The sequence below is a fragment of the Streptomyces sp. NPDC090499 genome (genome assembly GCF_044769305.1).
In the GTDB taxonomy this organism is placed as follows: Bacteria; Actinomycetota; Actinomycetes; order Streptomycetales; family Streptomycetaceae; genus Streptomyces.
This window is the reverse complement of record NZ_JBIVXP010000001.1, coordinates 1,364,601-1,389,502: the sequence shown is the minus strand read 5'-3', so window position 1 is coordinate 1,389,502 and position 24,902 is coordinate 1,364,601. Positions and strand designations below refer to the sequence as shown.

Below are 24,902 nucleotides of genomic sequence, written 5' to 3'. Positions count from 1 at the left end.
GGGCCTGAAGGCCGTCTCTGGGCTCGTGCGTGGCTACATGACACCCGCAGCCGGCTTCATTGGGCCGGGCCGAGTACCTCGTCGGCGCTGCGGGGCTCCGTGCGCGGCTGCTCGTTGAGCTTGTGACGCGCGATGGAGGAATGCCGGTAGACCTCCTTGCGGGCTCGCATGATGTTGCCCAGGGGGGCGTGCTCCGCGGTGACCCGCCAGGGGGTGAAGGACAGTGAGTCCATCTTCTCCAGGTTCTCCGGGCCGGATATGTCCTGCCGCGGCAGCCGCAGCTTGGCAACGGTGACGGACGGCGAGAGCTTCTCGGGCCACTCCACGGTGAGGTCCTCCACCGGCATGCGTTCCAGGTCGGCGCAGAGCTGGACCTGGATGTCGAAGGCGTAGGGCCGCTCCCGCAGTTCGGCCTCCAGCGCCGGCCGGAAGACCTCTGCCGCGGAGGTCGGGTCGATGTCGCGATGGACCACCGCGGCGGCGGAGGCCGGGTCGGGGGTGAAGCGCACCTTGGCGATGTAGTCGCCGTGCCGGACCGCGCCCATCGTCCAGTAGCTCGACAGCAGTATGTTCGCGGGAGGGGTCTTCGACAGGCGCAGGAAGGCCAGGAACTCGTCCCACGCCCAGTGCCGTCCCCGCCGCAACGGCGGAACCTGCGAGCACGGACGGTCCCTCGGCTGCGGCACCGTCCACGCTCCGGACACTCCGGCCATCGGCCAACCGCTGTGCGTCGACTGTTACGACTACACGGCTCACGTGCTGTGGCACGCGCACGCCTCCAAGCTGTGGGACCGCTTCGTCATCGACGTCCGGCGACGCCTCGCCACCTCCGCAGGCCTCGTACAGTCCCGCTTCGCCGATCACGCGCGGCTATCCTTCGCCCGCGTCGCCGAATACCAGAAGCGCGCAGCCGTCCACTTACACGCCGTCGTACGCCTCGACGGGCCGGCCGGACCTGGTGATGGACCCCCGGCCTGGGGCACTGCGGAACTGCTCATCGACGCGGTACATGCCTCCGTTCGGCGGGTACTGCTCCACACCCCCTACAGCCTCGCCGCGGGCGAACTGACACTGCGCTGGGGCGCACAGGTCGACGCCCGGCCCCTGCGCACAAACGGCGACGGCCCCGACGATGACGCCGTGGCCGCGTACGTCGCCAAATACGTCACGAAAGGAGCGAGCGAGACAGGCGCCGGCCTCGACCACTCGGTCACAGACTGGGCCGATATTGAGACGGCGTCCGTGAGCGAACACGTCCGTGCCCTCATGCGAACCTGCTGGCGTCTGGGAGGCCTGCCGGAGTACGCGCCGCTGAACCTGCGGACCTGGACTCACACCCTCGGTTACCGAGGCCACATCCTCACCAAATCCCGCGCCTACTCCACCACCTACGCGGCGCTCCGTGCTCAGCGCGCCCACCATATGGGCCATACCGGCCAGCCAGACGCCGTCACAGAAAGGCGCTGGCGTTACGTCGGTTCCGGGCACACCCCTGGAGCCGCCCTCATCGCCGCTGGAATCGCTCATGACCTCGCGGAGTCTCGACGGCTTGGGCTGGACACGAGGCAAGGGGGGAGCGGTGCGGGTAACTCCTCTGCCTGAACGCGAACCACAACAGCCTGGGGACTCGCGGCTGCTCCAGGCGTCCCACGACGGGGCCATCGGCCTGATCGACAGCGACATCGTGATCATTGACGTCGACGGCACAGAAGAGCCGTTCGACCCCGCTTCGTGGTTTTCCTGAGAGCGACAACCACCAACCCGGGGCCCTTGGGGGAGGTGGCTCCGTTCGGTCTGCCTCCATGTTGTGGATTCTCTCGGCCCCCTCTCGTAGAGTGACAGGGCGCGCCATTTCGTGGTGACAACGTGAGTGGGAATCCTCGTTGTCACCTGGATATGGCGTGACAGATCGACGCCGGGCAGTGGCTCTGCTAGGCGTCGCAGGCCCGCACCCACGCGCACACCGTAAAACCTCAACGAAGATCCCCGTGCCACGGGGCACAGCCGGCGGGCGCTGTGTTTGACAGGCTTCCGCCTGCCTTCGTTGAGGCATTCGCTCATCGGCGAAGTCTCTCGGAAGCGGCGGCTGACACCCTCCCCGGGAGGCGGGATGTGGGCCGTGTTAGAGCAAGTGGCCGGAGTTGCTCCGCAGATCTTTCTGTATGTCGTCGGCCTCTTAGTTGTCATGATCCTTCTCTCGCTCATCATCAGCCTCCATAAAGCTGAGGCCTCAGAGCGTCCCGAGATCATCAGGGCTCTTGCGGATCTGATGGCGTTCTGGAAGAAGCGATGAAAGGTCCGATATGAGAGGAGGGTGCATGTCGGAGTCTCAATGAGGCTCGCGATTCTGCACCTCCGTCGTCTTGCTGGTCGCATTCAGGATGTGAGGGTTGGTGCTTACTGAGGTCAGCTCGACAGGGTGACGATTCGTTGGCTTAACGATCGCGAGGCGTGCGCATCCTTGTCACAGCGGCGCCATACAGGCATCGGGGGGCGAAATGGACCACTCCACTGACTGGATCAACGTCGTGTTCGGCCTGCTTTTTGCAAGCGGGGGTGCCGCAATCGTGATCTTCTACATGCGTCTGTATTGGTTCCGTCGGGCCGCGCTGGCTCGCGGGCTGATGGCGGAGGCTCGCTGCGTCCAGACCTTCGAGACGGAGGAGCGGGATTCCGACGGGGACAAGATAAGGAAGCTGCACATGATTCTCGCGTTCCGGACCCGGGACGGCGCCAACGTCCGGCTGGAGCGGATCGTGTCGGTGCACGCGACCACGGGGGTGCACTTCGTCGGCGACGTCGTGCCCGTGCGCTATCTGCCCGAGCACCCCGAACGCGCCACGGTCACGGCGCCAGGCGCGGGCCAAGAGTCGTGCGTGATGGGCTGCGGGGTGGTCATCGGCCTGCTCCTGGCCTGCGCGGGGCTGTTTGGCGCTGCGGTGCAATTCGGCTTCGCGCCGTAGTCCGCGAGGGCTTCCTCACCAGAACTGGACCCGACCTCTACCTACCGCCGTCACCATGAACGGCCGACGTCAGTAAGCGAGTCGTCACGACTCGTCAGAAGGCTTCTGCGAAGACATCCTCCTTGAGTATCAGACGGTTCCGCACGTCCTTGGGGATCATCAGCTTCATGTGGATGTGCGGTGCCCGTACGCCCTTCACCCTCGTCCGTGTGATCTTGCACTTCACGCCGACCCGGAGCAGGTCGGTGGCCATGGCCTCCATGCCGCCCTCCTCCCAACGGCTTCTGAATGACTTGCCGTTGTGCACCGCCACCCACCGGTCATTGACCGACTCGGGGTCGATGCCCTCCAGCTGCTTGATCAGGTCGTCCAGCGTCTTGTCTGCCCGCTCCTTCGTGAACCTCGTCTTCGTGAAGCGGCCTTCGGGCTCCAGGCCGGCCATGTAGTAGCTGATGGACTGTTCGAGACGCTGCTGCTCCTTGCGTGCCTCCGCGCCCTGCCGGTACTCCCGTGTCATGACGGGCTCGTCGCCGAGCACGCTCAGGACGTCCTCGACGAGCCTGGCGTAGATGTCCTCGGGGTTCGGTGCGCCATGGCCGCCGGCCTTGCACTTGCCGCACCTCAGGTACTGGTAGACCTTTCCGTTCATCCGGTTCTTCTGGACGGTCATGTTGCTACCGCAGTCGGCGCAGATCATGACCCCGAGAAACTTCGTCGCACCGTCGGGGCTTCGCCTCGGCTGGTTTTTGCCCTGAGCGTTCAGAACTTCCTGGAGGCTGTAGAACTCGTCCTCCGTGAAGACGCCCTCCGCCACACGGATGGGCTTCCCGTCGCCTCCCATGACGAGCTTGGACCGGCGGACGCCTCCGTCCTTGTCCTCTTCCACGCGGTAGCCCATGAGGGCCGGATTGCGCAGTCGCCGTAGATGGGTCGTCGCGGTGAGGCCTTCTCCGCACAGACCGGCGCGGACCAGGACCCGGACCATGCGGCGGGCGGATGCGGGACGCTCCCTCATCGCGACCTTGCGGCTCCAGTGCAGTGCCCTGTACGCGGTCGTGTTGAAGATCAGGATGACCTTGCCGTTTTTGTCCTCGGCCGTCTCGTAGCCGTATGCGGGCTTCCCCACCAGCCACTCACTCTGGGTCTTCGTGTACTCCCAGAGGCTCGCCACGCGGGTGCTGGTGTTCGCTGCCTCGATCTCGGCGATACCGCCAACGATCGTGACCATGATCTTCCCGGCCGTCGTGGTCAGGTCGATGGAGTCGTTCTTGGAGACGAGGTTCTTCCCGTACTTCAGGCACCAGTCGATCATGGTGCTGAGGTCGGAGAGACGTCGTACGAAGCGGTCTAGCTTCCAGAAGAGCAGTTCGTCGAACTCCGGGGCCCGGTTGTTGAGCCAGTCGCCCAGTTCCTTGCGCTTCCATGGCGGGACCTTCGTCGCCGACACGTTGAGGTCGCTGGCGACGCCGACGACTCGGCAGCCGCGTTCGCGGGCGAGTATCCGCAGGTCCAGTTCCTGGCGGACGGGTGAGGTCGTGTCGTCGGTGAGTACCGACAGGCGGACCGACAGCAGGGCACGCGGTGCGTCGTCGGGTAAGAGGGCTTCCGCCCTCTTCAGGTCCTCTAACAGCGCTAAGTCGGCCTTCGACCACTCGGCCTCAACTGAGTAGCTACGGCGGTCAGTTGCCGCGCGCGTCCTCGTTCGTTTCGCCATGACCAGCACGGTAGCGCTTGTAGACCCGTTGGTGAATGGCCGCAGATGGACACCAGCATCCAGGCCCGACCGGCAAGAAGCTGCTGCCTCTTACGGTCAAGAACGCAGGTCCGGCACCGGCTTCGAGCGGTCACACGCACTGACGTGGGCGAGGCGGAGGTGGCGGCGGCACTGGCTGCGGTCGGGGCCTCGCGTCCTCGCCCGCCGACGCCGTCGGCTTCCCCTCGTACGCCGCTGCCGAGCCCTGTAGGCGCCCCACGGATTGCCTCGGAGGTGGAGTGGGTCCGAACCCTTCCTCGACCCCGGCTGGGCAGATAGAGCGTTGCAACTGGGCCCTTTCCCCGCCGAGGGAGGGGCCCAGCCGCGTCCATGGCCGGGCTGCACGTCCAGACGGTGCCCCACCGGCCTCAGCCCTAAGGATTGTCGTACTGGCGATACCTGCGTACGTGAATGCGAGCACGGCCCCAAGGCCTCTCCGGCGGGTTGCGGCACCGGCCATCCGTCCCTGCGCCGCCGGTGGCCCACTCCGGCAGGTGTCACTCGAATGGAGTAACCAAACGCGCCACCCACATGGGTGAAGATCAAGCTGAGTAGTGCCCCAACCGAGGCGATCCGTGAAAGGGAAACCACATGCGCATTCGACGAACTCTCGCCGCCGCCATCGCCACGGCAGCCCTCGCCGGGCTCGGCCTCGCAGGTGCCGCCACCGCCACGGCCGCCACCCACAACACTCCCGCCACCGCCCACACCGAAAGCCTCACCCCGGGTGAGTGCGTGGACGGCGGCGGAAAGGTGGTCGGGATGAAGTGCGTCGGCGGTACGGGCGACGGGCAGATGGTCGACTAACGCCCACGGGGCGCCCCGCAGCCATGCGCCGCGGGGTGCTCCCGCGTGCCACCGACAGTGGTGCAGCGGCCGCAGGTATGCGCGCAAGGCCGAGCACTTCCTCGCCTTCGCGGGGGAGCGGGCGCTGGCTGTCTCGGAGGCGACTTTGGGGCCCGACCATCCTGACACCGCCCTCCGCTTGAACAACCTCGCCAGGACCCTCAGCGACCTGGGCCGGCATACCGAGGCCGTGCGGGCGCTGGCCGTCACGGAGGCGGCCCTGAAGCCCGACCACCCCGGCATCGCCACCTGCCTGAACAACCTCGACGGGATCCGCGCAGCGTTGGAAGCCGTACCCGAAGACGAGGCATAGCTGTGCCGTGGTAGCCGTGCCGACGCGTGGAGCGCGTGGGCCACTGCGACACCCGGCGCCATCACTGAGCGGCACCGGCGCTGAGGCCGTCGTACGGGGCGGGGTCAGCCGGAGCCCGGGCCGTAGAGGGCGGCGATGTGCTCGGACGTCGCCCAGCGGCTGTAGGTCGGGGACTGGGGCCAGCCCTCGGGTGAGTCCTGCCATTCCTCCTGGCGTCCGTACGGGAGGACATCGATCAGGGCGAAGCTGTGGCTGAGCTGCTCGGTGCCCCGGCCGTCGGTGTGCCAGGTGCGGTAGACGGTGTCGCCGTCGCGCAGGAACACGTTGACCGCGTACCCGCCGGCGGGCGGTGCGCCGACGTCCGACCCGAACGGGCTGTTCGCGGTCGAGTACCACGTCATCCGGTTGCCGACCCGGTGTTTGTAGGCGAGTGCCTCTTCGATCGGGCCCTGGGTGACGACGACGAACCGCGCGTCGTAGGCGTCCAGGAACTCCAGGCGGGTGTACTGCGAGGTGAACCCCGTACACCCCGGGCACTGCCAGTCCTTCCCGGCGAACCACATGTGGTGGTAGGCGATCAGCTGCCTCCTGCCCTCGAAGACGTCCACCAGCCGGACGGGGCCGTCCTCGCCCTCCAGCGTGTAGTCGGGCATCTCGACCATCGGCAGGCGGCGGCGCTCGGCGGCGATGGCGTCGAGTTCCCGTGTCGCGGCCTTCTCCCGGGTGCGCAGTGCCGCGAGCCGTTGCTCCCAGGCCGCGGCGTCGGTGACGGTCGGCAGCGCGTGGTCGGTCATGGTGTCCTCACAGATCTCGTGGACGGCTTCGGCTTCGGCTTCGGTTTCTGCGGGGGCAGACCGCTCCGGGCCCGCGAACTCATCGGCCGGCCTGCGGACGCGGCGGCTGCGGGCGGTGGGGCGCGTGTACCGGCGTGCCGTTCGCCCTCAGGTGTCGAGGAACTCGGGGACGAAGATGTCGTCGCTGGTGAGCAGCCGCCGGGAGAGGCCCTGCTCGTGGTGGTAGCGCAGGAACGTGTCGACGGCCTTGCGGTTCGCGGCGACGCCGTAGGGCCACCAGTCCTCGCCCAGCAGACGCAGGTTTTCCTCGAACAGCCTGCTGAACCAGGGGGTCACGAGGCTCATGTGCTGCTTCGCGGCGTCCTTCAGGTACTTGCGTTCGGCGAGGTCCTTGGCTTCGCCGAACGCCCGGTAGACGGCCCGGAGCAGGCCGGTCCGGTGCGCCAGTTCCCTGCGGACGGCGACGACGTGCATCGGCGGGAAGATCCCGGTGCGCCGGTAGTAGTCGCGCTCCACGGTCTCGTGGTCCGGGAAGAGCCGGGCGACCGCCGGTGAGCCGTTCAGCACGGCCCGGGGGACGTCGACCGAGATGAGCGCGTCGATCTCGCCGGATTCGAGCATGGCGCTCAGCGTCCGGCCCTCCGCCGCGTGTCGCACGTCGACGCCGGCCGGAACCGGCTGCGGGATCCAGTCGAACGCCGGGACGGGGTGGTCCGTGCCGCCGATGACCCAGCGGCACTGGTCGGGGGTCACGCCGTACTCGTCCGACAGGATGCCCTTGGGCCAGACGCCGGCGTCGTGGCCGTAGAGCGCGAACTCGCCGATGGTGCGGCCGGCCAGGTCCTCGGGTCTGCTGATCCCGGCCGCGGTGTTCACGTAAATGGCGGAGTGCCGGAAGTTGCGGTTCGGGAAGACCGGCAGCGCCACGAACGGGGCGTCGTCGAGGTCGAAGGTGCGCAGGAAATAGGTCAGGCCGAACTCCGCCACGTCGTACCGGCCTTCGCACATGCCGCGGAAGATGTCCGAGACCAGCGGTGCCGTCTCGAAGACGGCGTCCACGCCGTCGACCCCGACGCGGCCGTCGAACAGTGCCTCGGTGTGTTCGTAGGCGTGGACGCCGATGGTCAGGTGCGCGCTCATGAGAGATCCTCGCTTCCGTCCGCGCTTCCGTGAATGACCGTTCACGTTTTACGGTGGACCCCCGCAGCTGCAGCCGTCAAGATGAATGACCATTTACGTTGAAGGGCCGATCATGCCGCGCATCACCCCCGAGCGAAGAGAGGCCAGGCGGGCGGAGATCGTCGCCGCTGCGCGCCGCTGCTTCTCGCGAGACGGCTTCCACCAGACCTCCATGCCCGACATCGCCGCCGAGGCCGGCGTCTCCGCCGGGGCGCCGTACCGGTACTTCGCGAGCAAGGAGGAGATCATCCTCGCCATCGCCTCGGACGCGTTCCGGCTCGTCTTCGAACCCGTCGAAAAGCTGGCCGCACGCACCGACCACGCTTCCGTCGCCGACCTGCTGGCCGCATCGCTCGAAGCGCTGAGCGCCGACACCGTCACCGATGCCGCCGGACGCGAGGTGCCCGTCGACGAGCTGCTGCGCTGCGCCGTGCAGAGCTGGTCGGAGCTGCTGCGCAACGACGCCGTCCGCGCCCGTGCCGTCGAGGGCTTCCAGGGCGTACTGGGCGGCATCACCGACGCGCTGCGCCGCGGCCAGGCGGCCGGCACCGTCCCGTCCGCGGTGGAGCCGGAGCGCGGCGCACGGGTGCTGATGGGGCTGCTGCACGGCTGCCTGCTCCAGCGCGTCGCCTTCGGTCTGACCGATACGACAGGTTTCGGCGACGAGCTGTCGGCTCTGCTGGGCGGCGTGGACGGCACGGGGGGCGGGAGTGGGGCGGACCGCATGACCGGCGGCGCGATGCACCCTTGACTTGGCCGGCGGTGCGACGCACCCCTGACTTGGCCGGCGGCGCACGGCCGCGTGGCTCGTAATGCGCCGGTCGCTCGTGGCGGGCTCCCGGTTCGGCGTGGGCGTGGCGACTGCAGGTCCCCGGCGGTCTGCCGCTGCCGGTGGGCCTCGGATGCCGTTGCGCCGGGTGGGTGACAGACTGGGGTTCCGGAGCGGGGCGGCCGTGGCGGAGGGTTCGGCCGCGGCGAGATACCTGGCCGTGGCGGACGGTTCGGCGCCGCCCCGGCCGTCCCCGAACCGTTCGTCGCGGCGGTGATCGGTCCGTACATCCGCCCGTTCGCGCTCGTCGGTGTGCGGGCCGGCACCTCGTCGGCGCCACCTCACACCCCGCGATTCGGGGGCTACCGGCAACGGCCGGCGCGGCCCGTGAAGCGGGCGTGCCGGCGGACGTGGAGGCGGTCATGGCCGACGGGTCGGGCGGAGCGCACGGAGAACTGGCCGGGCAGACGGTCGTCGTGGTCGGCGGCAGCGCCGGTATCGGCCTGGAGACGGCTCGGCAGGTACGGGCGGCCGGCGGCGACCTGGTGCTGGTGGCGCGCAACGCCGAGCGCCTGCAGCGGGCCGCGGACGAACTGCACCCGCTGAGCACGGCCGCGTTCGACGCCCAGGACACCGCACGCCTGGAGCGCTTCCTCGGGGAACTGCCCGAACGGGTCGACCACGTACTGGTGACGGCGGGCAGCCCGTCGTACACCCCGCTCGGCGAACTCGATCCGGCCGACGCGGCCCGGGACTTCGGCGTGCGGATGGCCATGATGCTGGCGGCGGCGCGGGCGGGCCGCGAGAAGGTCAGGCCCGGCGGAACGCTGCTGTTCATCGGCGGTACCGGCGGCCGGCGGCCCGCGCCCGGGATGGCCGTCGTGGGCGCGGTCACCGCGGCGTCTCCGGCGCTCACCGCCAACCTGGCACTGGAGATCGCCCCGGTCCGGGTCAACCTCATCGCGGCCGGGTTCGTGGACACACCGCTGTCCGCGGCCCTGCTCGGCGACCGACTGGAGGCGAGGCGCGAGGAGTTGCGCAGGACGCTGCCCATCGGCCGGGTGGTCGGCCCGGCGGACGTCGCCGCTCTCGCCGTGCACATCATGGTCAACGACGCCCTCACCGGCGCCACTTACGACATCGACGGCGGTCAGCAACTGCTCGCACACTGACCGCCCGCCCGCGCCGGCAGCCCCTACGCCCCTACGAGACGAGAGGCGCAACTCATGGACATGAAACTGGAGGTCGTCGTGGTGCCGGTGGCCGACGTCGACCGGGCCAAGGACTTCTACACCACGCTGGGCTGGCGGCTCGACGCGGACGTCGCAGGCGACGGGGGCTTCCGGGTGGTGCAGGTGACCCCGCCGGGCTCCCCGGCGTCGGTCATCTTCGGCTCCTCGGTCACCGACCAGGCTCCGGGCTCGGCCCAGGGCCTGCACCTGATCGTCGACGACATCAAGACCGCCCACGACGAACTGGCCCAGCACGGCGCCCGCCCGAGCGACGTGTTCCACGACGCCGGCGGCGTCTTCCACCACGCGGGCTCCGACGCCCGGGTGCCCGGCGCCGACGGCAGCTACGGTTCCTTCCTGTCGTTCAGCGACCCGGACGGCAACGGCTGGCTCCTCCAGGAGGTCACCACCCGGCTTCCGGGGCGGCTCGACCCCGCCGTCACCACCTTCTCCTCGGCCGGCGACCTGGCGGACGCCCTGCGCCGGGCCGCGGCGGCGCACGGCGAGCACGAGGCCCGCACCGGTGGCGAGGACCCGGACTGGCCGGACTGGTACGCGCGGTACCTGGTGAGCGAGCAGGCCGGGACCGAACCGCCGCGGTGAAACGGGCCACGGCCGCCCCATCCCCTCCGACCTGCTGTGATGTGTCCCACGGGGCCTTGTCCGCACCCGGAGGGCTTACCTAAATTCGGTTATATGTCCGACAAAGATGCCTCCCGTCCCACCGAGCCGGTCGAGTTCTCCGTCGACCTCACCGGTCACGAGCTGACCCGCCGCGCCCATGTCATGGCGGCCCTCGGCGACGAGTGGGACCCGGTCGAGACGGTGCGGGGCGAGGAGGAGGCGTACGACCTGCTGTACTCGGGCCTCGACCCGGAACAGCAGCGGCTGTACGACACGCTTCTCGCAGCCGGCGTCCTGCCGCGCCGCGGGGGCGGAGCGGGACCCGGCGACGGCGGCGACGCCCCCACCGCCTGAACCTCACCCGCCAGGGGTGAGGACGCCCCCGGCCCGCCCGCCGCCCGCGGCAGCGTGATCCCGCCGCCCGCGACACGTCCCTTTCGCCCTCGCCGTCCTGGTCACCGGGGCGGACGCCGCCTTCCGCGGGCTGCCCGGCGTGACCGAACCGGACCCGGTCAGAGGACCCGGCCCGGATCGTCCGGGCCGCGACGAAACCGTGACAGGGCCGCCATGGAAGCCGCGCCGGGCCGGCCGCACAATCGGGGAAACCGAACACCGGCGAACAGAACAGCGGAACGCGGACGCACACGGGGGAGTCGGCGGACATGGAACTGGAACTGGGCTACGACCTGCTGGGCAGCCGGCTGCGCAGCATCGGCGACGTCGAGATCGGCTACGGCCGGTGGGGCGGCCGGCCCCGCACGCTCGGGCCGCACCCGCTGGAGTACGACCTGCTCGGCAGCCGGCTGCGCCGGATCGGCGACGTCGAGATCGGCTACGGCCGCCTGGGCGGCGTGCCCAGGACGTTCGGGACCTGGGACGTCGAGTGCGCCGCCTGGTCCGGGATCCCGCGGCGGATCGGGCCGTACCCGATCGAGCACCCGAGGTTCGGCGGCCGGGTGTGCGGGGTCGGCCCGCTCTCCGTGGAGTACGACCTGCTGGGCGGGCGGCCCCGCCGCGTCGTCCTGCCCGCCGGTCTGACCGCGCTCCCCGACGACCTCCTGCGCGTCCTCTTCCTGGTGCTGTTCCTGCAGACCGAACGCAACAAGAAGTCGTCGTCCGCCGCGTAGCGGAAACCGGCGAAGGCCCGCCGGACGGTTCCGGCGGGCCTTCGGGGTTCGGCGGGTCAGACGGCGGCCGCGTACTTCGGGTTGACGCCGTACTGGTTCTCCTCCGGCTTGCCGTCGGAGGCGAGCCAGACGAGCACGAAGATCCAGCCGACCAGCGGGATGATGCCGACCAGGATCGCCCAGCCGGAGCGGCCGGTGTCGTGCAGCCGGCGGACCGCGACACCGAGGCTGGGCAGCAGGACCGCGAGGTCGTAGATCGCGGCGAGGGCGCTGAAGTGGATGGCCGCGCCGACGGCGATGAGCACGATCGCGATGATCGTGTTGATCAGCGTGAACATCCAGTATTCCTGCCGACGCGCGCGTCCGCTGAACACCACGTACTTCTTCAGTACGTCCACGTACCAGTTCATTACTCGTCCCCCCGGGGATCAAGGCTTGGTTGTGCGCACAGCAAATCAAGCCGACATGGCCGGTTCCAATCAGATTGGCGTGTGCGGGTCAACCGTTACCGTGTCGCCGCCGTTCGGTGATCAAGGGCGGCCGAACGCATCCGGCGCGGTACCCGATAGCGTCCTTCCGGCCATGGACATGCAGAAACGGCCGCAGTCGCCGCCACCACCACAGCAACAGTCGCAGTCGCAGCACGCCGAGGGCGAGGGATGCCTGGTCGTCGCGATCAGAATCCCCGTGCGGATCTTCGTCTTCCTGGTCGTGCTGCCCATCCGCCTGCTCTGGGACGCGTTCGCCGCGACCGCACGGTTCCTGCGGCAGTACGTCCTCGCCCCGGTGGGACGCGCGGTCGGCCGTGTTCTCCACACGCTCCTCGTCGTCCCCCTGATCTGGCTGTACCGCCACCTGCTCACCCCCCTCGGCCACGCCCTGCGTTGGGTCTGCGCGCGGGTGTTCCCCCCGGCAGGCCGCGCGCTCGTGTGGTTCTACGCGCGCGTGCTCACCCCGATCGGTCACGTGCTCGTACGGATCCTCGTACCCGTCGCGAAGGCCCTGGAGTGGGTGTTCGAGATGCTCGGCACCGCCCTGTACCGGACCGTGCGTGTGCTCCTCGTCCTGCCCGCCCTCGCCCTGTGGCGCTGGATCCTCGCCCCGGCCGGCCGCGTCCTCGGCATCGTGCTGCGCGAGATCGGGGAGGCACTCGGCCACGCCTGGCGGGCCGCCGGGTACGTCGCACGTGCCGTCGGACGGGTGGTCGGGACCCTCTTCCGGTGGATCTTCCTGGAGCCCGCGCGGTGGCTGTACCGGACCGTCCTCACCCCGGTCGGGCACGTCGTCCGCGACCTCGTCCTGCACCCGGTGGCCCAGGCCGCACGCGCGATCGGCCGTACCGTCCGCCAGGCCCGCGCCGACCTCCGCCGCGCCCTCTTCGGCGAGCCGCGGCCGCCCGCGCCCGTGCACCGCAGGGAACCCGGAGGCCGCGACACACGTACTCTTGATGGATAGCAGTACACAGCCGCAGGGCCACGCGGTACGGCCCCCGCACGGCAACGCACAAGAACGCACGAGAACGAGAACCACGAAGGACTGACGACACTGGGCAAGCGACAGCCCGAAGGCCCGCCGCCCGCACCCGCGGTGCAGCGCATCCGACTGCGCTACACCAAGCGCGGCCGCCTCCGGTTCACCAGCCACCGTGACTTCCAGCGCGCCTTCGAGCGTGCGCTGCGCCGCGCCGAGGTGCCGATGGCGTACTCGGCGGGGTTCACACCGCACCCGAAGGTGTCGTACGCCAATGCCGCACCCACCGGCACGGGCAGCGAGGCCGAGTACCTGGAGATCGCGCTCGCCGCGTCCCGCGACCCGGAGCGGCTGCGCGCCCTCCTCGACGAGTCCCTGCCCGCCGGGCTCGACATCGTCGACGCGGTCGAGGCACACACGTCCGGACTGGCCGACCGGCTCACCGCCTCCGTGTGGGAGCTGCGGCTGGCCGGCCAGGACCCGGCGGAGGCCGAGAAGGCCGTCGCCGCGTTCAACGCCGCCGAGTCCGTCGAGGTCCGGCGCACCACCAAGAACGGCGTCCGCACCTTCGACGCCCGCCCCGCCGTCGTACAACTTGAAACACAGAGTGAAACGGCTGATAGGCCGACCGACCAGCCCTGTGCGATACTGCGGCTGGTTGTTCGGCACGTGACGCCTGCCGTACGACCCGACGACGTCCTGTCCGGTCTCCGCGCCGTGGCCGACCTGGCGCCGCCGGTCCCCGCAGCGGTGACCAGGCTGGCGCAGGGGCTGCTCGATGAAGAGACCGGCACGGTGACCGACCCGCTCGCGCCCGACCGCGAGGCAGCGGAGGCCCTCTCGAAGGCCGAACCGACTGCCACCGCGACGGCGCCGGCGTAAGGAAGGTCCCGCGAAGGACGGACGTCGTAGCGCCGCCCTCGTACTCGGGAGCCACCTGGGTCGGGCAGCGCACCGACCAGCAGACTTTCGCCAGGCCGTCCGCGACAAGGCGTACGGAACCGGCGAGACAGGACACAGAGAGCTCCTGTGCGGCGCCCGCGCCCCACACGGCGGCACCGCGTATCGCGCGAGCCGTGGACGTCACCGGCGGTCGCTCGAACCGATCGACGCCGGACCAGGCGCGGCGCCCGGGAGCCTGACGGGAGAAACGCCCGCATGCTCGAACCGACCGAGCCCACCGAGGGCTCCGAACCGAACACCCCCAGCGACACCCTGCCGCCGCGCAGGCGTCGCCGTGCCGCGTCCCGCCCCGCGGGACCGCCGGCCGGGACCGAGGCCGTGGCCGAGACCACGGCGCCGGCCATACCGGCCGCCGAGACCTTCGAGTCCGCCGCCGAGGCGACGGAAGAGGTCACGGAAGAGGCTGCCGAGACCCCAGAGACGGTCGAGGCAGCGGAGGCCGTCGAGGAGGCCGCGCCCGCTCCGCGGATGCGTCGCCGTGCGACCCGCCGGGCGTCCGCGCCCACCGGTGCCCCCACCGAGACCGCGGAGACGACTGTCGTACCCGCTGCCGCTGCTGCCGGTGCCGTCACCGAGTCCGCCGAGAGCACGGCCGCGGCCGAGTCCGCCGCCGACGGCGCCGAGGAGGCCGCGCCCGCCCCGCGGACGCGCCGCCGTGCGACCCGCCGGGTCTCCGCGCCCGCCGAGTCCCCGGCCGCGCCGCAGGAGCCGTCCGCCGTCGCGGAGACGGACCAGGCACAGCAGCTGGAGACCGCCGAGGCTGCTGACGCCGCAGAGGCCGTCGAGGAGGCCGCGCCCGCTCCGCGGACGCGTCGCCGTGCGACCCGCCGGGTGTCCGCGCCCGCCGGTGCCCCCGACGAGGCGGGCGAAGAGGCCGCGGCCGTCGCCGCCGAAGCCGGTACGGAACCTGCCACCGAGGCGCCCGAGGTGCCCGAGGCCGTCGAGGCTCCCGAGGAGACCGCCACCGTCCCCCGTACCCGCCGCCGCGCCACCCGCCGGGTGTCCACGCCCGCCGGTGCGCCGGAGGCCGCTGTCGCCGAGGAGCCGCAGGCCGTGGCCGCCGAGACCCCGGCCGCCGAGGCCGTCGAGCCCGCCGAGGCCGAGGCCGAGACGCCGCGCCGTAGGCGGCGCGTCGTCCGGCAGGCCGCCACCGGGTTCTCCGAGCCCGCCGCCCGGGCCGGCGCCGAGGAGGAGCCGCAGCGCCGCCCGGCCCGGCCCGCCGTCGCCGTCTTCCAGGCGCCCGTGTTCACCGAGCCGAAGTTCCAGACCCCGGAGCGCGCCGCCGCCGAGGCCGCCGCCTCCGCCGCGGGCGGCGGGGAACCCGAGGAGTCCGCGGCCGCCACGGCCGCCCCCGTCTCCGCTGCTCCCGCTGCCGCCACCGCTGATCCCACCGGTACGGAGCTCGCCGCCGAGCAGGCCGAGCCTGCCGAGCAGGCCGAGGCCGGCTCGCGCCGTCGGCGCCGCCGCCGGGGCGCCGCGGAGGAGGCCCCGGTCGCCGAGGCCACCGCCGAGGACGAGACCGACGAGCCGGAGGAGTCCGCCGAGGACCTCGCCGACGGCGAGGACGAGGCCGAGGAGTCCGGCTCCCGCCGGCGCCGCCGTCGCGGTGGCCGGCGCCGCCGTCGCGGCGATGCCGCCGACGGCGAGGGCGGCGACGACGGCAGCGACGAGCTCGCCGCCGAGCAGGCCGAGCAGGACGCCGAGGACACCGCCGAGCAGGAGGAAGAGGACGACGAGGAGGCCCACGACGAGGCCGGCGGGTCCTCCTCCAGCAGCCGCCGTCGCCGTCGCCGCCGCCGCCGGGCCGGGGACAGCCCCGACAGCGAGCCCGGCGAGGGCGACCCGGAGCGCACGGTCGTCAAGGTCCGCGAGCCCCGCAAGCCCTCCGAACCCTCCGACGAGGTCCAGTCCATCAAGGGCTCGACCCGCCTGGAGGCGAAGAAGCAGCGCCGCCGCGAGGGCCGCGAGCAGGGCCGCCGCCGCGTCCCGATCATCACCGAGGCCGAGTTCCTCGCCCGCCGCGAGGCCGTCGAGCGGGTGATGGTCGTACGCCAGCACGGCGACCGCACCCAGATCGGCGTCCTGGAGGACGGCGTGCTCGTCGAGCACTACGTCAACAAGGAGCAGTCGACCTCGTACGTCGGCAACGTCTACCTGGGCAAGGTCCAGAACGTGCTGCCGTCGATGGAGGCCGCCTTCATCGACATCGGCAAGGGCCGCAACGCCGTCCTCTACGCCGGCGAGGTCAACTTCGAGGCGCTCGGCATGGCCAACGGCCCGCGCCGCATCGAGGCCGCCCTCAAGTCCGGCCAGTCGGTCCTCGTCCAGGTGACGAAGGACCCGATCGGCCACAAGGGCGCCCGCCTCACCAGCCAGGTCTCCCTCCCCGGCCGTTACCTCGTGTACGTCCCCGAGGGCTCGATGACCGGCATCAGCCGCAAGCTGCCCGACACCGAGCGCGCCCGGCTGAAGACCATCCTCAAGAAGATCGTCCCCGAGGACGCGGGCGTCATCGTGCGCACCGCCGCCGAGGGCGCCAGCGAGGACGAACTGGCCCGCGACGTCGAACGGCTCCAGGCGCAGTGGGAGGACATCCAGAAGAAGTCGAAGAACGGCAACGCCCCGACGCTGCTGTACGGCGAGCCGGACATGACCGTCCGGGTCGTCCGCGACATCTTCAACGAGGACTTCTCCAAGGTCGTCGTCAGCGGTGACGAGGCCTGGGAGACCGTCCACGGCTACGTCTCGCACGTCGCGCCCGACCTCGCGGGACGGCTGTCGAAGTGGACCTCCGAGGTCGACGTCTTCGCCACCTACCGGATCGACGAGCAGCTGTCCAAGGCGCTCGACCGCAAGGTCTGGCTGCCCAGCGGCGGTTCACTGGTCATCGACCGGACCGAGGCGATGGTCGTCGTCGACGTCAACACCGGCAAGTTCACCGGCCAGGGCGGCAACCTCGAAGAGACGGTGACCCGCAACAACCTGGAGGCGGCCGAGGAGATCGTCCGCCAGCTCCGGCTGCGCGACCTCGGCGGCATCATCGTCATCGACTTCATCGACATGGTCCTGGAGTCCAACCGGGACCTGGTGCTGCGGCGCCTGCTCGAATGCCTCGGGCGGGACCGCACGAAGCACCAGGTCGCCGAGGTGACCTCGCTGGGGCTCGTCCAGATGACCCGCAAGCGCGTCGGACAGGGCCTCCTGGAGTCCTTCTCCGAGACCTGCGTGCACTGCAACGGCCGTGGCGTCATCGTCCACATGGAGCAGCCCAGCTCCGGTGGCGGCGGTGGCGGCGGCAAGCGCAGGAAGCGCGGACGCGGCGGCGACGGGCACGAGCACGACCACGACCACGACGTGCACGAGACGCACGAGGCCGTGGCCGACGGAGCCGTCGAGCACGCCCAGGCCGTCCACGCGGTCGAGACGGCGGCGGAGGTCGCGGCCGAGGCCGCCGGGCCCGTCGCGCTGCCCGCGCCCGACTTCGCACCCGACGAGGAGCTGTACAGCAGCGTCGCCGAGGCGGAGGCCGCGGCCGGCCGCGGCCGCACCCGCCGCCGCGCGAGCCGCAGGGCCTCGGCTCCGGCCGGCGCGCCCAGGGGCCGTGCGGCACGCACCGAGGCCGAGACCCCGGCCGCCGGGGCCGCGGCGCCGACCGCGCAGGACGTACCGGCCGCCGTCGAGGCGGAGCGCCCGGTGCTGCCGGAGCCGGCCGCCACGGCACACACCGAACCGGTCGCCGCGGAGGACCCGGTGGTCGAGGCCGCGCAGGCCCCGGCCGCCGAGGAGACCGCTCCCGCCGGCCGTACCCGTCGGCGTGCCACCCGGAAGGTGTCGGCACCCGCCGGCTCCCCGGCCGGTGCCGAGGCGACCGTGGTGACGGTCGTCGCCGAGAGCGCCCCGGTCGCGGAGACCGTCGCGGAAGCGGTGCCGGAGACCGCCGCCGGGACGGCGCCGGAACCGGCCGCTGAGCCCGAGGCGGCCACGGCCGCCGAGAGCGCCGCTCCGGCCCGCCCGCGCCGCCGCGCCGTGCGCAAGGCGACCGCGCCGACCGCGTCCGAGGAGGCGGCCGTCGTGGTCGTACCGTCGGCCGAGACGCCGGCGGCGGCCGACGAGGCCCCCACCGGGGCCGCCGAGTCCGCCCAGTCCGTCCAGGAGGACGTCGAGGAGGCCGTTCCGGCCAAGAAGACGGCCCGCAAGACGGCCGCCAAGAAGACCGCGGCGAAGAAGACGGCCGCCACCAAGAAGACCGCTGCCAAGAAGACGGCCGCGAAGAAGACGACGGCCAAGAAGGCGGCCAAGACCGCCAAGACGGCCGCCGCCAAGTCGACGGCGAAGAAGACCACCACGGTCACCACCGCCCCCGACGAGAGCTGACGGCCACGGCCCACGCACCAGTGAGCGGCTCCCGGTCCCACGACCGGGAGCCGCTCGCGTGTGCGCCCCCGTTCGCCGCACAGCGTGACCGCCCGGACGGGGACGGTAACCGGGGCGCCGTGAGAGACGCACCACCCGCCCGCCGGTTCACAGGGAACACCCGGTAAATTGACGGGAAAGGTTACGCGCATGCCTGTCAACGAGTAACTTCGCCGGGAACCCGAACAGCGGAATCACGACGAAAGGCCGCTTGAGTGAACCGTCATGAACTGCTGCGTGGACTGCACCGTGTCTACCGCCCGCGCAACTATCTGGAGATCGGCGTCAATGACGGTCGCAGCCTGGCGCTTTCACGTGTCGCGTCCGTGGCGATCGACCCGGCCTTCAAGGTCGTGACGTCGATCAGCTGCGACGTCCACCTGGTCCAGTCGACCAGTGACGACTTCTTCGCCCGCAAGGACCCGCTGGTGCACCTGCGGCGAGGCCGCAACCCCTTCCGCGCCCTCGCCCGCCGCGACCCGCTCGGCGTGCTCGGCGGCGATCCCACGCTGGAACTGTCCTTCATCGACGGCATGCACCTCTTCGAGTACGCACTGCGCGACTTCATGAACGTCGAACGCCACTCACGCTGGTCGAGCGTGATCGTCCTGGACGACATGCTGCCCCGCGACGTGGACGAGGCGGCCCGCGACCGGCACACCAAGTACTGGACCGGCGACGTCTACAAACTGGTGACGGTCCTGCGGAAGTACCGCCCCGACCTGGTCGTCCTCGAGATCGACACCGCGCCGACCGGTGTCGCCGTGGTCTTCGGCGCCGATCCGCACAACACCGTGCTCAAGGAGGCGTACGACGACATCCTCAAGGAGTACGTCACCCCGGACCCGCAGACGGTCCCCGACGAGGTGCTGGTGCGCAAACACGCCGCACGCCCGGAGGCACTGCTGGCGGCCGACTTCTGGCCCGCCCTGAACCGGGCCCGGAACCTGCGCCGTCCGCGCGCCGGCTTCGAGCGGCTGCGCGGGCAGATCGCGGCCCTGGGCGGCTGACCGGCCGACCGGCACGAGAAACAGCAGGACAGGAACGAGGGGCCCCGCGGAAGATCCGCGAGGCCCCTCGTCCTTCCTGCCGGTCTCAGGCGCGCAACTCCGCCAGGTAGGCCCGGCACGCGTCGTACGACGGCAGCAGCCCCTCGGCCTCGGCGACAGCCAGGGAGGGCGCCGCGGCGTCCTTCTCGGACAGCACCGGGGTCAGGTCCGACGGCCACTCGATGCCCAGCTCCGGGTCGAGCGGATGGATGCCGTGCTCGCGCTGCGGGGCGTACCCCTCGGAGCACAGGTACACCACGGTGGCGTCGTCGGTCAGCGCCATGAAGGCGTGCCCGAGCCCCTCGGAGAGGTACACCGAGTGGTGGTCCACGTCGTCCAGCCGTACCGCCTCCCACTGCTTGTACGTGGGCGAGCCGGTACGGATGTCGACGATGACGTCCAGCACCGCGCCCCGCACGCACTTGACGTACTTGGCCTGGCTGGGCGGCACGTCGGCGAAGTGGATGCCGCGCAGGGTGCCCCGGCTGGAGACCGAGCAGTTGGCCTGCGCCAGATTCAGGCGATGACCCGTGGCCTCCTCGAAGTCCGCTCCCCTGAACCACTCGTGGAAGCTCCCGCGGGCGTCCGGAAAGACCTTCGGTTCGTGGATCCAGGCGCCGGCGATGCCGAGCTCCCGCATGTCGATCACATCCTTGTCGTGGTGCGTGTCCGTGGTGGGTCCGGCGGATCAGCCGGTCAGCTTCGCCGCCAGGCCGCGCAGCTTCCTGCGGGCCGGTGCGGGCAGCCTGCGCACGACCGGACCGCCGACGGCGCGCAGCCGCCGCCGCAGGGCCGCCTTGCGGCGCTTGGCCACCGTCGTGCGCACCAGCTCGGCATCCACCACGGGCAGGGAGTCGTCGAGCCGCAGCCGCCCGTTGCCGCGGACCGTCACGGTGCCCAGCGGCAGCGCCGGGGCCTTCTCGCCGTCCAGCCGGGCCGCCAGGTTCCAGCGGCCCGCGGGCACCGACCCCGCGCGCGCGGGAACGGCGATGTGGGCGCGGCCGGCCACGTTGCGGATCTCGGCGGACACCACGTGCATGCCGCCGCCGTCCCCGGAGCTGAGCACCAGCTCGGTCCTGGCCGACGCGGTCTTCGCACGGGTGAACACGTCCAGCCGCAGCTCCGGACGGTTGCCCGGCATCCGCTGCACGGGGCGGTCCGCCAGGTACGGCGCCAGCTTCTTGCTGCGGCGGGCGACGTCCAGGGTGAGGTTGCCGTGCGGGTCGGTGAAGTACGGGATGACCGGGCGGGCGGGGGAGCCGAGCAGCGCGGGACGCAGTTCCGTCTCCACCCCCGCGACGCGGTCGGCGCCGAGCCGGGCCTTGCGGACCAGACCGAGGCCCCGGACGCTGACCCAGATGTCCCAGAAGCCCTTGGAGACCGGGCCGCGCCCCTTCACACCCTGGGGGCTGACCACGCCGCTGCCGCGCAGGACGACCTCGCAGGCGCCGTCGCCGAGGTCCTCGACGTGCGAGGTGAACTCGGCCGCGCACGGCCACTCGACGGCCGTCTCGCGGTTGCGCAGCGACATCTCGGCCTTGAACTGGTCCATCTCGTCCGTGACGTCGACCAGCTCGCCGGCCTCCAGCACGTCCTGGACCAGCCCGGGGTGCAGGTAGAAGCGGCCGTCGCGGCGCAGCAGGCGGACCGGTTCGGCGTCGTCGCCGTGCACCAGCCGGGCGCTGAGGGTGACGGCCAGCTTGCCGTCGGGCCGCCACTCGGCCGTCTCCAGCCGGGTCGCGCCCTTGACGGAGCTCCCGAAGCGGGCGAACCGCACCAGGCCGTCGCCGTCCCCGCGGCCCAGCAGCGTCGAGCGGACGCGGGTGAGGGCGCCGAGCCCGTCGCGCACGCCCTCGCCCATGTACTCCTCGGCCAGCGGCTGCACGGCCTCCAGCATCTCGCCGAGGTAGGCCTCGTCGTACTTGAGGACGCTGGGCTCGCTGAGCCGGCCGAGCATCTCCACCCGGTAGAAGCGGCGCAGCAGCAGGTCGCGGAAGTCGCCGGGCTCGGTGTTCGCCATGACGACGTCGAGCACCTCACGGAGGTTCCCGTAGTAACCCGACGGGACGATGCGCGCGGAACCCGCGTTCTGGCCGTCGTCGCGCTTCGAGTAGTAGTAGCAGGTGTAGCTGCCGAGGATGGAGACGACCTTGGCGGGGAAGTACGCCTCCATCATGTACAGCTGGTCCTCCAGGCGCCGCTTGCCCTCGGGATAGGCGATCTTGTTCTCGCGCAGGAACTCCGTGCGGAACATCTTGTGCGGCGTGAGGCTGTCGTACAGCGGCGCGTCGTGGATGGTGCACTTCTCCCGGTCCGCCTTGAAGACGCCGTGCGGGACGCCCCGGAAGTTGCTGGCCACCTTGCCGATGACGATGTCGGAGACGTTGCGGTGCCCCATCTCGTACAGCCGGTGCAGCGCGTCGGAGGCGAGGTAGTCGTCCTGGTCGACGAACTGGACGTACTCGCCCTTCGCCTCGCCCACACCGATGTTCCTGGGCTTGCCGGGCCAGCCGGAGTTCGGTATGTGGATCACCCGGAAATGCGGGTGCTTCTCGGCGAGGGCGTCCAGTTCCGCGGGGCTCTCGTCGGTCGAACCGTCGTCGACGAACAGGACCTCGAACTCGTTCGCGGGAAGCGTCTGCCTCAACAGGGAGTCGATGCAGGGTTGGATGTACTTACCCGGGTTGTACACCGGGATGATGACGCTCACCTTGATCGACATCTCTGTTACCTGGCTCCAGTTTTGGGATGCAGACTGCGACATTAATGATCCGTGTACAGCCGGTGACCAACTGATGCACGAGTGGAGGTCACAGGGTAACCGCAGCCGCTTCCCAGGGGCGACCGGGTCGGCGGGAGCACCGGCCGCGACGGCCGGCACCGGCCCGGTTTGACCGCCCCCGCGCGGCCCCGTAACCTTGACCGTCGGCGTGTCCATGGATATGAGGACGTGCCACATCCCCGTAAACCTCTTCCTCCGGGAGCGCACCCTGCTCCGGAGAGGCCGCCCGCGTTCGCCGGGCGGCTGGACTGCGGGGGTGCCGTTCCCGAGCGAGAGAGTGAGATCCGCGTGTACGCCATCGTGCGCAGCGGTGGCCGCCAGCACAAGGTTGCTGTCGGTGACATCGTCGAGGTTGACAAGATTTCCACCGCCAAGGTTGGCGACACGGTCGAGCTCTCGACCCTGCTCGTTGTCGACGGCGACGCTGTGACCAGCGACCCGTGGGTCCTGGCCGGCATCAAGGTCCAGGCCGAGGTCGTGGACCACCACAAGGGCGTCAAGATCGACATCCTTCGCTACAAGAACAAGACCGGCTACCGCCGTCGTCAGGGCCACCGCCAGCAGTACACGGCGATCAAGGTCACTGAGATCCCCGCGGCTGCGAAGTAAGGGACTGAGGAGAGATGGCACACAAGAAGGGCGCATCGTCCACCCGTAACGGTCGTGACTCCAACGCTCAGCGCCTCGGCGTGAAGCGCTTCGGCGGTCAGGTCGTCAACGCGGGCGAGATCCTGGTCCGTCAGCGCGGCACCCACTTCCACCCGGGTGCGGGCGTCGGCCGCGGCGGCGACGACACGCTGTTCGCGCTGCAGCCCGGTGCGGTGGAGTTCGGCACCCACCGTGGCCGCAAGGTCGTGAACATCGTTCCGGTCGCCTGAGCTTGATCTAGGGCTCAGACCGAACGTTTCGCGAGGCGGACCTCACTTCCCGATCGGGAAGGCGGGTCCGCCTTTCGCGTGTTGACATTGGTATCACCCGTACTCCCCCAGCCCTCGGCCGGGGGGACCCCCTGGAGGCACAGCACCATGACCACCTTCGTGGACCGCGTCGAGCTGCACATCGCCGCGGGTAGCGGAGGCCACGGCTGCGCCTCCGTGCACCGGGAGAAGTTCAAGCCGCTCGGCGGCCCCGACGGCGGCAACGGCGGCCGCGGCGGCGACGTCACCCTGACCGTCGACCAGTCCGTGACGACTCTCCTCGACTACCACCACTCCCCGCACCGCAAGGCCACCAACGGCAAGCCCGGCGAGGGCGGCAACCGGGCCGGCAAGGACGGCCAGGACCTCGTCCTGCCGGTACCCGACGGCACCGTGGTGCTGGACAAGGACGGCAACGTCCTCGCCGACCTCGTCGGCCACGGCACCTCCTACGTCGCCGCCCAGGGCGGCCGCGGCGGCCTCGGCAACGCGGCCCTCGCCAGCGCCCGCCGCAAGGCCCCCGGCTTCGCACTGCTCGGCGAGCCCGGCGACCTCGACGACATCGTCCTCGAACTCAAGACCGTCGCCGACGTTGCGCTGGTCGGCTACCCGAGCGCCGGCAAGTCCTCGCTGATCTCCGTGCTGTCGGCCGCCAAGCCGAAGATCGCCGACTACCCGTTCACCACCCTGGTCCCCAACCTCGGCGTGGTGACCGCCGGCTCCACCGTCTACACCATCGCCGACGTGCCCGGCCTCATCCCCGGCGCCAGCCAGGGCCGCGGCCTCGGCCTGGAGTTCCTGCGCCACGTCGAGCGGTGCAGCGTCCTCGTCCACGTCCTCGACACCGCGACCCTGGAGTCCGAGCGCGACCCCGTCTCCGACCTCGACATCATCGAGGAGGAGCTCAAGCAGTACGGCGGCCTCGGCGACCGGCCCCGCATCGTCGTCCTCAACAAGATCGACGTCCCCGACGGCAAGGACCTCGCCGAAATGGTCCGCCCCGACCTGGAGGCCCGCGGCTACCGCGTCTTCGAGGTGTCCGCGGTCGCCCACCTGGGCCTGCGCGAGCTGACCTACGCACTCGGCGACCTGGTCGCCCAGGCCCGCGCCGCCAAGCCCAAGGAGGAGGCGACCCGGATCGTCATCCGGCCCAAGGCCGTCGACGACGCCGGCTTCACCGTCACCCAGGAGGACGACGGCCTCTTCCGGGTCCGCGGCGAGAAGCCCGAACGCTGGGTCCGCCAGACCGACTTCAACAACGACGAAGCCGTCGGCTACCTCGCCGACCGCCTCAACCGCCTGGGCGTGGAGGAGCAGTTGATGAAGGCGGGCGCCCGGTCGGGCGACGGCGTCGCCATCGGCCCCGAGGACAACGCCGTGGTCTTCGACTGGGAGCCGACCATGATGTCCGGCGCCGAGATGCTCGGCCGCCGCGGCGAGGACCACCGCTTCGAGGAACAGCGCCCCGCCGTGCAGCGCCGCCGCGACCGGCAGGCGGAACGCGACGAGTCCCTGCAGGAGTACGGCGACTTCGACCCGTTCGAGTAGAACCGCCGGCCTCCCCGGTCCCCGGGGAGCACAGGCCGACCCACCACCGGACCCGTTGCGGCCGGGACCCGTTCCCGGCCGCAACGGGTTTTCCGCTGCCAGGACGGATGAAACGGGTGCATGGGTCGTCAACCCCGCCAACCGGGCACGTCGAAGGTCA

22 protein-coding genes and 1 pseudogene are annotated in these 24,902 nt (G+C 70.9%); 16 read left to right on the top strand and 7 right to left on the bottom strand.

Annotated features, from left to right (window positions below):
• Window positions 1–56: 56 nt before the first annotated feature.
• The gene (locus ACIQVL_RS06435) at window positions 57–644 is read right to left on the bottom strand and encodes a hypothetical protein (protein WP_403428190.1); all 588 of its coding nucleotides are present in this window, start codon (window positions 642–644) and stop codon (window positions 57–59) included.
• Here ACIQVL_RS06435 and ACIQVL_RS06430 point away from each other — a divergent pair.
• Window positions 568–1,602 carry a replication initiator gene (locus ACIQVL_RS06430; RefSeq protein WP_403427642.1) on the top strand — a complete coding sequence of 345 codons (1,035 nt, stop codon included), beginning with the start codon at window positions 568–570 and terminating at the stop codon, window positions 1,600–1,602. The two genes, ACIQVL_RS06435 and ACIQVL_RS06430, sit on opposite strands and share 77 nt — an antisense overlap.
• Window positions 1,603–2,498: 896 nt before the next feature.
• Window positions 2,499–2,963 (top strand): DUF3592 domain-containing protein, encoded by a 465-nt coding sequence (locus ACIQVL_RS06425; RefSeq protein WP_403474590.1) that lies wholly within the window; start codon window positions 2,499–2,501, stop codon window positions 2,961–2,963.
• Between the two features lie 94 nt (window positions 2,964–3,057).
• On the opposite strand, the gene ACIQVL_RS06420 is transcribed toward ACIQVL_RS06425, so the two are convergent.
• Complete coding sequence (locus tag ACIQVL_RS06420) at window positions 3,058–4,677, bottom strand: recombinase family protein (protein WP_403474589.1); 1,620 nt, start codon at window positions 4,675–4,677, stop codon at window positions 3,058–3,060.
• Between the two features lie 630 nt (window positions 4,678–5,307).
• Here ACIQVL_RS06420 and ACIQVL_RS06415 point away from each other — a divergent pair.
• Window positions 5,308–5,523 carry a hypothetical protein gene (locus tag ACIQVL_RS06415; protein WP_403427647.1) on the top strand — a complete coding sequence of 72 codons (216 nt, stop codon included), beginning with the start codon at window positions 5,308–5,310 and terminating at the stop codon, window positions 5,521–5,523.
• 115 nt (window positions 5,524–5,638) lie between these two features.
• Window positions 5,639–5,875, top strand: a pseudogene (locus ACIQVL_RS06410) (tetratricopeptide repeat protein); the annotation flags it as partial.
• 104 nt (window positions 5,876–5,979) lie between these two features.
• Here the strand turns inward: ACIQVL_RS06410 and ACIQVL_RS06405 are convergent.
• Together ACIQVL_RS06405 and ACIQVL_RS06400 are read right to left on the bottom strand one after the other, a co-directional pair.
• Window positions 5,980–6,669: a DUF899 family protein gene (locus ACIQVL_RS06405; protein ID WP_403474587.1), complete on the bottom strand. Its 690-nt coding sequence runs from the start codon at window positions 6,667–6,669 to the stop codon at window positions 5,980–5,982.
• Window positions 6,670–6,816: 147 nt separating this feature from the next.
• The gene (locus ACIQVL_RS06400) at window positions 6,817–7,809 is read right to left on the bottom strand and encodes a 4,5-dihydroxyphthalate decarboxylase (protein ID WP_403474586.1); all 993 of its coding nucleotides are present in this window, start codon (window positions 7,807–7,809) and stop codon (window positions 6,817–6,819) included.
• A 112-nt stretch (window positions 7,810–7,921) separates the two neighbouring features.
• Between ACIQVL_RS06400 and ACIQVL_RS06395 the strand changes: the two genes are divergently transcribed.
• The 5 genes from ACIQVL_RS06395 to ACIQVL_RS06375 all read left to right on the top strand — a co-directional run bounded on the left by ACIQVL_RS06395 (window position 7,922) and on the right by ACIQVL_RS06375 (window position 11,600).
• The gene (locus ACIQVL_RS06395) at window positions 7,922–8,599 is read left to right on the top strand and encodes a TetR/AcrR family transcriptional regulator (protein WP_403427652.1); all 678 of its coding nucleotides are present in this window, start codon (window positions 7,922–7,924) and stop codon (window positions 8,597–8,599) included.
• Between the two features lie 440 nt (window positions 8,600–9,039).
• Complete coding sequence (locus tag ACIQVL_RS06390; protein ID WP_403474585.1) at window positions 9,040–9,789, top strand: SDR family oxidoreductase; 750 nt, start codon at window positions 9,040–9,042, stop codon at window positions 9,787–9,789.
• Between the two features lie 54 nt (window positions 9,790–9,843).
• On the top strand, window positions 9,844–10,452 hold the full coding sequence (locus tag ACIQVL_RS06385; RefSeq protein WP_403427653.1) for a VOC family protein: 609 nt from the start codon (window positions 9,844–9,846) through the stop codon (window positions 10,450–10,452).
• A 93-nt stretch (window positions 10,453–10,545) separates the two neighbouring features.
• On the top strand, window positions 10,546–10,827 hold the full coding sequence (locus ACIQVL_RS06380; protein WP_403474583.1) for a DUF6400 family protein: 282 nt from the start codon (window positions 10,546–10,548) through the stop codon (window positions 10,825–10,827).
• Between the two features lie 308 nt (window positions 10,828–11,135).
• Window positions 11,136–11,600 (top strand): hypothetical protein, encoded by a 465-nt coding sequence (locus tag ACIQVL_RS06375; protein ID WP_403474582.1) that lies wholly within the window; start codon window positions 11,136–11,138, stop codon window positions 11,598–11,600.
• Between the two features lie 56 nt (window positions 11,601–11,656).
• Here the strand turns inward: ACIQVL_RS06375 and ACIQVL_RS06370 are convergent, their stop codons facing one another.
• Window positions 11,657–12,010, bottom strand: coding sequence for a DUF805 domain-containing protein (locus ACIQVL_RS06370; RefSeq protein ID WP_351700270.1), 354 nt, complete (start codon window positions 12,008–12,010; stop codon window positions 11,657–11,659).
• Window positions 12,011–12,182: 172 nt separating this feature from the next.
• On the opposite strand from ACIQVL_RS06370, the gene ACIQVL_RS06365 reads away from it, so the two are divergent.
• The 4 genes from ACIQVL_RS06365 (at window position 12,183) to ACIQVL_RS06350 (ending at window position 19,456) form a co-directional block, all read left to right on the top strand.
• Window positions 12,183–13,055, top strand: coding sequence for a hypothetical protein (locus ACIQVL_RS06365; protein WP_403474581.1), 873 nt, complete (start codon window positions 12,183–12,185; stop codon window positions 13,053–13,055).
• A 132-nt stretch (window positions 13,056–13,187) separates the two neighbouring features.
• Window positions 13,188–13,952, top strand: coding sequence for a TIGR03936 family radical SAM-associated protein (locus tag ACIQVL_RS06360; RefSeq protein WP_403427662.1), 765 nt, complete (start codon window positions 13,188–13,190; stop codon window positions 13,950–13,952).
• Between the two features lie 276 nt (window positions 13,953–14,228).
• The gene (locus ACIQVL_RS06355) at window positions 14,229–18,407 is read left to right on the top strand and encodes an Rne/Rng family ribonuclease (protein ID WP_403474580.1); all 4,179 of its coding nucleotides are present in this window, start codon (window positions 14,229–14,231) and stop codon (window positions 18,405–18,407) included.
• A gap of 254 nt (window positions 18,408–18,661) precedes the next feature.
• Window positions 18,662–19,456 carry a class I SAM-dependent methyltransferase gene (locus tag ACIQVL_RS06350; protein WP_403427666.1) on the top strand — a complete coding sequence of 265 codons (795 nt, stop codon included), beginning with the start codon at window positions 18,662–18,664 and terminating at the stop codon, window positions 19,454–19,456.
• Window positions 19,457–19,541: 85 nt separating this feature from the next.
• Here the strand turns inward: ACIQVL_RS06350 and rfbC are convergent, their stop codons facing one another.
• Both rfbC and ACIQVL_RS06340 read right to left on the bottom strand, forming a co-directional pair.
• Window positions 19,542–20,135, bottom strand: coding sequence for a dTDP-4-dehydrorhamnose 3,5-epimerase (rfbC, locus tag ACIQVL_RS06345; protein ID WP_403427669.1), 594 nt, complete (start codon window positions 20,133–20,135; stop codon window positions 19,542–19,544).
• Between the two features lie 48 nt (window positions 20,136–20,183).
• On the bottom strand, window positions 20,184–22,217 hold the full coding sequence (locus tag ACIQVL_RS06340) for a glycosyltransferase (protein ID WP_403427672.1): 2,034 nt from the start codon (window positions 22,215–22,217) through the stop codon (window positions 20,184–20,186).
• A 348-nt stretch (window positions 22,218–22,565) separates the two neighbouring features.
• On the opposite strand from ACIQVL_RS06340, the gene rplU reads away from it, so the two are divergent.
• From rplU to obgE, 3 genes are all read left to right on the top strand, one after another.
• Entirely contained in the window at window positions 22,566–22,886 is a 321-nt protein-coding gene (gene rplU / locus ACIQVL_RS06335; protein WP_007381993.1) for a 50S ribosomal protein L21, read from the top strand.
• A gap of 14 nt (window positions 22,887–22,900) precedes the next feature.
• Window positions 22,901–23,155: a 50S ribosomal protein L27 gene (gene rpmA / locus ACIQVL_RS06330; RefSeq protein ID WP_020940020.1), complete on the top strand. Its 255-nt coding sequence runs from the start codon at window positions 22,901–22,903 to the stop codon at window positions 23,153–23,155.
• Window positions 23,156–23,302: 147 nt separating this feature from the next.
• A complete protein-coding gene (obgE, locus tag ACIQVL_RS06325; protein WP_403474579.1) occupies window positions 23,303–24,742 on the top strand; it encodes a GTPase ObgE in 1,440 nt (479 codons plus the stop codon).
• Window positions 24,743–24,902: the final 160 nt, after the last annotated feature.